Origin of the sequence: Sphingomonas sp. A2-49 (assembly GCF_025548555.1) — a bacterium.
In the GTDB taxonomy this organism is placed as follows: domain Bacteria; phylum Pseudomonadota; class Alphaproteobacteria; order Sphingomonadales; family Sphingomonadaceae; genus Sphingomonas.
On the sequence record NZ_JAJLPA010000031.1, the window covers coordinates 26,311 to 33,019 of the forward strand.

Genomic DNA, 6,709 nt, shown 5'->3' on the forward strand with positions numbered 1-6,709 from the left:
CCATCGATCCATAAGCAACCCAGCGGTTGCGCGCGCGGCAACCAGGAGGTTGCCGATGCTCCCGATGCCGAAACCCGTCCAGGCCGCCCGCCTGTTCGCTGCGCTTGCCGATCCGACGCGGCTCGCGCTGCTCGTGATTCTGCGCAGCGGCCCGCCCCGTCCGATCGCACGACTGTCCGCCAATGCCGGCATGACCCGTCAGGCGGTCACCAAGCACCTGCACGTGCTAGAGGCGGCGGGCTTCGTCCGCGCGCTGCGCCAGGGCCGCGAAACGCATTATACCTACGATCCCGCCAGCCTCGCAACCGCGCGCCGCACGCTCGATGCCATTGCCGGCGACTGGCACGTCGTCGCTCCGGCGCCCGACGGGTGACGGCGCGTCACGCCGCCCGCCAGTCCCCCGGTGCCAGATCCGCCAGCGTCCAGTCGCCGATCCGCCAGCGGATCAGCCGCAACGTCGGGTGGCCGACCGCCGCGGTCATCCGCCGCACCTGGCGGTTGCGCCCCTCGCGGATCGTCAGGCGCAACCAGCAGTCCGGGATCGCCAGCCGCACGCGGATCGGCGGGTCGCGCGGCCACGGCGCCGGGTCGGCGATCCGTTCGACCTCCGCCGGCCGCGTCGGCCCGTCCGCCAGCACCGGCCCCGCGCGCAGCCGGTCGAGCGCCGCCGCATCGGGCATGCCCTCGACCTGCACCAGATAGGTCTTGGGCAGCTTGAAGCGGGGGTCGGCGATCCGCGCCTGCAACCGACCGTCGTCGGTCAGCAGCAACAGTCCTTCGCTGTCCCGGTCCAGCCGCCCGGCGGGATAGACACCGGGGATATCGACGAACTGTGACAGCGTCGGGCGCGCGCTCACGGTGCCACGATCGGTGAACTGGCTGAGCACGCCATAGGGCTTGTTGAACAGGATGAGCCGCGCCATCCCGCCACCCTAACCTGCCGGGGCGATCGGCGCGACCGGCGCGATGAGCCCGGGCGCATCGGCGACGAACCGGTCGAGCACCCCGTCGGCGATCCGCACCGTGCCGTCGAACCGGGTCGCGCCGGGGATCGTGCGCACCGCCGCCGCCTGAGCGGCAAGCCGGCCGGCATCGGCGAAATAGCGCGGCGCGGCGGCATTGCCGCGCTCGGCCGCATCCAGCCCGGCGGCGGTCAGCTGCAACGCGCGGCCCCATAGCTGCATCGCGTCGAGCCACGGCTGCGACTGTGCCGCGAAGCCGGGATCGACCGTACCCGACCGGATGAGGTCGGGCGCGCCCGCCAGGTCGTCGGCGGTTCGCGTCAGCGCCGCGATCGACGCGCGGCGCGCCGCCGGATCGCCCCCGGCGATCGCGTCGCGCACGCGGTCCAGCGCCGCCTTCAGCCGCGGCGCCTGCTCCTGCCACGGCTGGCTGCCGAAGGTCGGCGCCATATGCTGCGTATCGAAGAAGGTCAGCAGCGCCGCGGTCGCGCGCGTATCGTCACCGGCCAGCGCCCGTGCCGCGGCGATCCACGTCCGGTCGGCATCGTAGCCCGCGTCGTTCCATCCGAACGCCGCCACGCCGGTCACCGCGACGCGGCTCGGCACCTCCTGGTTCATCGGGTTGGACAGGATGCCGGTCAGCTCCGCCGACAGCCCCGCCTGCCGCCGGGCATAGGGCGCCATCAGCAGCCGCCCGGTGGTCTGCGCATAATCGTTGACCGGATAATTGTCCCAGAGCAGCGTCTTGCGCCCGAACGCTTTGGTCGCCGCCTGCGCATCGGGAACCGAGATCGCGGGCGGGACCACGTCGGTCCCCGTCCATTGCACGACGATGCGCGGGTCGAGCGTCTTGCGCAGCGCCGCCTTGTACGGCGTCTCCTTGGCATCGTAATATTCGGTCGGCACCATGATGAGCGGCCGCGCCGCCGGATCCTTCGCGGTCAGGTCCGCCTGCACGCCGTTGAGCAGCCGCGCCTGCGCGGTCCCCGCGGCCTCCGCCCCGGACGGACCGAACGCCGCCTGGTCCGCCGCGCAATTCCATTTGGTATAGGCGATGTCGTCCAGCGCGACATAGAAGCTGCGGATGCCGATCGCGCGCAGCGCGCCGAACTTGCGCTCCAGCGCGCGCGCATCGGCGGGGTCGGAGAAACAGACGCTCGGCCCCGGCGAGATCGCATAGACGAAATCGACATGGTTGCGCCGCGCGGTCGTCGCCAGCGCCGCCAGCGCGGTCAGCGTCGCCGCCGGATACGCCTCGCGCCAGCGGTCGCGGGCATAGGGGTCGTCCTTCGGGCTGTAGACATAGGTGTTCGCCTTGACGGTGGCGAGGAAATCGAGATGCCGGGTGCGATCCGCCATCGACCATGGCGCGCCGTAGAATCCCTCGATCGTGCCGCGGATCGGCATCGCCGGGTGATCCCGGATCGTCAGCGCCGGGATCATGCCGCTCCGGGCCAGCTGCCGGAACGTCTGCACCGCGTGGAACAGCCCGTCGGCGTCGTGGCCGGCGAGCGTCACGATCCCGCCGCGCCCCGCCGCCCGGCTGGCGATCGTATAGCCCTCGGGATGCGTGTCGGGCGTCGCACCGCTCCGCGCCAGCGCGTCGCGCACGATCCCGCCCTCGCCCGTGCCGACGATTACATAGGCGCGATCGAGCGTGCCGGGCAGCCGAGACGCGGTCGTCACCGCGGTCACGCCGGCCGCCGCCAGCACGCTGCGGACCAGCGCGACCGTTTCGGGATCGGTGCCGGGCGCCGCGATCAGTACGACCGCATCGCCCAACGCCACACCGTTCCCACCGGCCAGCGTCATCGACACCGGCGTCGGGACGATCGCCGGCAGCGTCGCCGGACCCGCCGCGGCCGGCCCCGCGGCGACCGCCAGCGCCACCGCCGCCACCATGGCTCGCCCGCTCCGGTTGCCGATCTGCCGCATCATCGCCCGCTCCGGTATCATAATGGTATTGTCGAAGGGCGTAGGGCGGGTCGCCTCGCACGGCAAGCCAGTGGCCATTCCCCGCCGCTGCTCACCATGAAAAAAGGCGCGAAGCATTGCCTCGCGCCCTTGCAGTCATTCAGATGTATGGTGCTCAGCCCTCGGCCTGATCCTCGGCGGTGGCATCCGCCGCCGGCCGCTCGAACCAGGCTTCCACGTCGCCCGACAGCTTCAGCGTCAACGGGCGTCCGTGGCGATCCACCTTCTTGCCAAGCGCGACGCGGATCCAGCCCGCCTCGCGGTCATATTCCTCGACGTCCTTGCGCTCGACACCCTTGAAGCGGATGCCGATGCCGCGCTCCAGCGCGGGCTGGTCGAAATGGGGGCTCGACGGATCGGTCGACAGGCGATCGGGGGGCGTATCGGTCATCCCGCGCGCTTACCCGCATCGGCACCGGCCCGCCACGAAAAAGCGGCGCGGAACCGAAGTCCCGCACCGCTTTCCCGACGAAATCGTCTTCGGCTCAATAGCCGTAGCCGTATCCGTAATCGCCGCGATAGCCATAGTCGTATTGCGGCGCGTAATCGTAGTAACGCTCGCGCACGACCACGCGGGGCGGCGGCGCATAATAACGGTCGCGATAGACGACCCGCGGCGGCGGCGGTGCATCGTAATAACCGCGATAGCCGCGGTCGTAATAACCGTCGCGGTTGCTGCTCGCGATCGCCGCACCGATACCCAGCCCGACGATCCCGCCGAGCAAGGCGCCCGCCGCGGTGTTGCCGCCGCGGTTGTAGTGGCGATATCCGCCCCAACGCTGCGCCTCCGCCGGCGCCGCCGCGGTCAACGCGGTGGCGGCGAGCGCGATGCCCAGTCCTGCCTTCTTCATCAACGCATTCATGACGCCGAACTCCTCATCACAACGCCCGGGCAAAACGCACGAAAGTCCAAGCGTGTTGCAAGGCGTCTAGCCGAGTCGCCCTGAACGGCGCAGGAATGCGTTGTTCATCCGCGGTTTACTGCCGTCCCCCATGCGCACCCCGCGGATCCGCCGACGCGGCCGGCAGGATACGAAAGGGGCGCCCGATCGCTCGGACGCCCCCCGGAAGATCATGCCGCCTGCTTGGCCCGGCTCGCGCGCTTGCGCTCGTTCGGGTCCAGGTGGCGCTTGCGCAGCCGGATCGTCTTGGGCGTCACCTCGACCATCTCGTCGTCGTCGATATAGGCGATCGCCTGCTCGAGCGTCATCTTCTTGGGCGGGGTCAGGCGGATCGCATCGTCCTTGCCGCCGCTGGCGCGGAAGTTGGTCAGCTGCTTCGCCTTCATCGGATTGACCTCAAGGTCGTCCGTCTTGGCGTTCTCGCCGATCACCATGCCCTCGTACAGCGCCTCGCCGTGCCCAACGAACAGGATGCCGCGCTCCTCGAGCGGCCCCAGCGCGTAGGAATTGGCCTCGCCGGCGCCGTTCGAGATCAGCACGCCGTTCTTGCGGCCCTCGATGTTGCCCTTGTGGGGGCCGTACTTCTCGAACAGGCGGTTCATGATGCCAGTGCCGCGCGTATCGCTGAGGAATTCGCCGTGGTAACCGATCATGCCGCGGCTGGGCGCGGAGAAGGTGATGCGCGTCTTGCCGCCGGTCGACGGCCGCATGTCGGTCAGCTCCGCCTTGCGCAGGTTCATCTTCTCGACGACCGTGCCCGAATGCTCCTCGTCGACGTCGATGATGACGGTTTCGTACGGCTCGGTCTTCTTGCCGTTCTCATCCTCGCCGAACAGCACGCGCGGGCGGCTGATGCCCAGCTCGAAGCCCTCGCGCCGCATCGTTTCGATCAGCACGCCGAGCTGCAATTCGCCGCGGCCCGCGACCTCGTAGCTGTCGCGGTCGGCCGCCTCGGTCACCTTGATCGCGACGTTCGATTCCGCCTCGCGGAACAGGCGGTCGCGGATCATGCGGCTGGTCACCTTCGACCCCTCGCGCCCCGCCATCGGCGAATCGTTGACCGCGAAGCGCATCGACAGCGTCGGCGGATCGATCGGCTGGGCGTGCAGCGGCTCGGTGACGGTGATGTCGGCGATCGTGTTGGCGACGGTCGCGGTGGTCAGGCCGGCGAGGCTGATGATGTCGCCCGCCTTCGCCTCGTCGACCGGCACGCGGTCGAGCCCGCGGAACGACAGGATCTTCGACGCGCGGCCCGCCTCGACGATCTTGCCGTCGTTGTCGAGCGCGTGGATCGCCTGGTTGGTCTTGACCGTCCCCGAATTGACGCGCCCGGTCAGGATGCGGCCGAGGAAGTTGTCGCGGTCGAGCAGCGTGACCAGGAACGTGAAGGGCACGTCCTCCACCTCGACCTTGGGCGCCGGGACGTGGTTGACGATCGTCTCGAACATCGGAATCAGCGTGCCCTCGCGCGCGTCCATGTCGGTTGAGGCATACCCATTGCGGCCGCTCGCATAGAGCACCGGGAAATCGAGCTGCTCGTCGTTGGCGTCGAGCGACACGAACAGGTCGAACACCTCGTCCAGCACCTCCTGGATGCGCGCATCGGGGCGGTCGACCTTGTTGACGACGACGATCGGCTTCAGGCCCAGCGCCAGCGCCTTGCCGGTGACGAACTTCGTCTGTGGCATCGCGCCTTCCGACGAATCGACCAGCAGGACGACGCCGTCGACCATGCTCAGGATCCGCTCCACCTCGCCGCCGAAGTCGGCGTGGCCCGGCGTGTCGACGATGTTGATCCGCACGCTCTCGCCGCCGCCCGGGGGCGCCCAGTCGACCGAGGTCGGCTTGGCGAGGATGGTGATCCCGCGCTCCTTCTCGAGGTCGTTCGAATCCATCGCTCGCTCTTCGACGCGCTGGTTGTCGCGGAAGGTGCCCGACTGGCGGAAGAGCTGGTCGACCAGGGTCGTCTTGCCGTGATCGACGTGCGCGATGATCGCCACGTTGCGGAGGCTCATGGGAATTCCTGAATGTGAAAGGTAATCGGGCGCGCCCCTAGCGCATTTTTGCAGACGCGAAAAGCCGTCCGTCGGAGTCGTGCGAGACGACCCCCACGGACGGCGTCGCGCCACGGCGCCGGTTTCGGTCCCGTCCCGCCCCGCGGGGCGGGACGCGGTCAGTTGCCAGTGGTGACCGTCGTCGTCGTCTTGACCGCGGCGGGCTTGGCCACGGTGACCGTCCGCCGCGCGACCGGCTTGCGCACGACGCGGCGCGCGGTGGTGGTGCGACGCGTGGTCGTCGTCGCGGCCACCGGCTGCTCGACCGTGGTCGTCGTGGTGGTCGATGCCGGCTGCGGCGCCGGCGCGGGTGCAGCGCGCAATGCCGCGGCCTCCGCCTGCGCGCGATCGGCCTGCGCCTGCGCCGCTGCGGCGCTCTGCTCGGCGGCGGCGGCGCGCGCGTTGGCGGCGTCCGCGTCCGCCTGCGCCGACACGGTGGCCGCGACCGCGTCCGTGCGGACCGCGGCATTGGCGTCGGCCCGGCGGCGCTGCGCCTCGCCGAGCGCCTGGTCGGCCAGCTGCGAGGCGCGGTTGGCGGTGGCGATCGCCTCGTCCTTGCGGTTGCTCGCCACATCCTCCTGCGCGGTGCGCAGCGCGGCCTGCGCGTCGGCGAGCAGGCGCGGCGTCAGCGTCGTCGCATCGACCTTCATCGCCGCCTCGACCTTGGCCTGCGCCTCGGCCACCGCGATGCGGGCGCGATCCTTCTTCCCCTGCGCATCGGCGGGCGCGGCGGCGACCGCGGCGATCATGGCGAGGCCGGCGGCATGCGCGAACAACGTGGAACGGAACATGATTATATCCTCTCCGAAATGATCGC

General features: G+C 70.1%; 7 protein-coding genes. 1 reads left to right on the forward strand and 6 read right to left on the reverse strand.

Features of this window, described 5'->3' with window-relative positions; genetic code table 11:
- Positions 1-55: 55 nt before the first annotated feature.
- Complete coding sequence (locus LPN01_RS17560; protein ID WP_262829720.1) at positions 56-373, forward strand: ArsR/SmtB family transcription factor; 318 nt, start codon at positions 56-58, stop codon at positions 371-373.
- Between the two features lie 7 nt (positions 374-380).
- Here the strand turns inward: LPN01_RS17560 and LPN01_RS17565 are convergent, their stop codons facing one another.
- The 6 genes from LPN01_RS17565 to LPN01_RS17590 form a co-directional block, all read right to left on the reverse strand.
- The gene (locus tag LPN01_RS17565; RefSeq protein ID WP_262829721.1) at positions 381-923 is read right to left on the reverse strand and encodes a pseudouridine synthase; all 543 of its coding nucleotides are present in this window, start codon (positions 921-923) and stop codon (positions 381-383) included.
- Between the two features lie 9 nt (positions 924-932).
- The gene (locus LPN01_RS17570) at positions 933-2,900 is read right to left on the reverse strand and encodes a beta-N-acetylhexosaminidase family protein (protein ID WP_262829722.1); all 1,968 of its coding nucleotides are present in this window, start codon (positions 2,898-2,900) and stop codon (positions 933-935) included.
- A gap of 151 nt (positions 2,901-3,051) precedes the next feature.
- Positions 3,052-3,327 (reverse strand): DUF3297 family protein, encoded by a 276-nt coding sequence (locus LPN01_RS17575; RefSeq protein WP_262829723.1) that lies wholly within the window; start codon positions 3,325-3,327, stop codon positions 3,052-3,054.
- Positions 3,328-3,421: 94 nt separating this feature from the next.
- On the reverse strand, positions 3,422-3,799 hold the full coding sequence (locus LPN01_RS17580; protein ID WP_262829724.1) for a hypothetical protein: 378 nt from the start codon (positions 3,797-3,799) through the stop codon (positions 3,422-3,424).
- Between the two features lie 209 nt (positions 3,800-4,008).
- On the reverse strand, positions 4,009-5,853 hold the full coding sequence (gene typA / locus LPN01_RS17585) for a translational GTPase TypA (RefSeq protein ID WP_262829725.1): 1,845 nt from the start codon (positions 5,851-5,853) through the stop codon (positions 4,009-4,011).
- Between the two features lie 158 nt (positions 5,854-6,011).
- Positions 6,012-6,683: a hypothetical protein gene (locus LPN01_RS17590; protein ID WP_262829726.1), complete on the reverse strand. Its 672-nt coding sequence runs from the start codon at positions 6,681-6,683 to the stop codon at positions 6,012-6,014.
- Positions 6,684-6,709 lie beyond the last annotated feature (26 nt).

Coding starts and splice junctions, on each gene's coding strand:
- typA (WP_262829725.1), bottom strand. CDS start 5,853: ATGAGCCTCCGCAACGTGGCGATCATCGCGCACGTCGATCACGGCAAG.
- LPN01_RS17565 (WP_262829721.1), bottom strand. CDS start 923: ATGGCGCGGCTCATCCTGTTCAACAAGCCCTATGGCGTGCTCAGCCAG.
- LPN01_RS17575 (WP_262829723.1), bottom strand. CDS start 3,327: ATGACCGATACGCCCCCCGATCGCCTGTCGACCGATCCGTCGAGCCCC.
- LPN01_RS17560 (WP_262829720.1), top strand. CDS start 56: ATGCTCCCGATGCCGAAACCCGTCCAGGCCGCCCGCCTGTTCGCTGCG.
- LPN01_RS17590 (WP_262829726.1), bottom strand. CDS start 6,683: ATGTTCCGTTCCACGTTGTTCGCGCATGCCGCCGGCCTCGCCATGATC.
- LPN01_RS17570 (WP_262829722.1), bottom strand. CDS start 2,900: ATGATGCGGCAGATCGGCAACCGGAGCGGGCGAGCCATGGTGGCGGCG.
- LPN01_RS17580 (WP_262829724.1), bottom strand. CDS start 3,799: ATGAATGCGTTGATGAAGAAGGCAGGACTGGGCATCGCGCTCGCCGCC.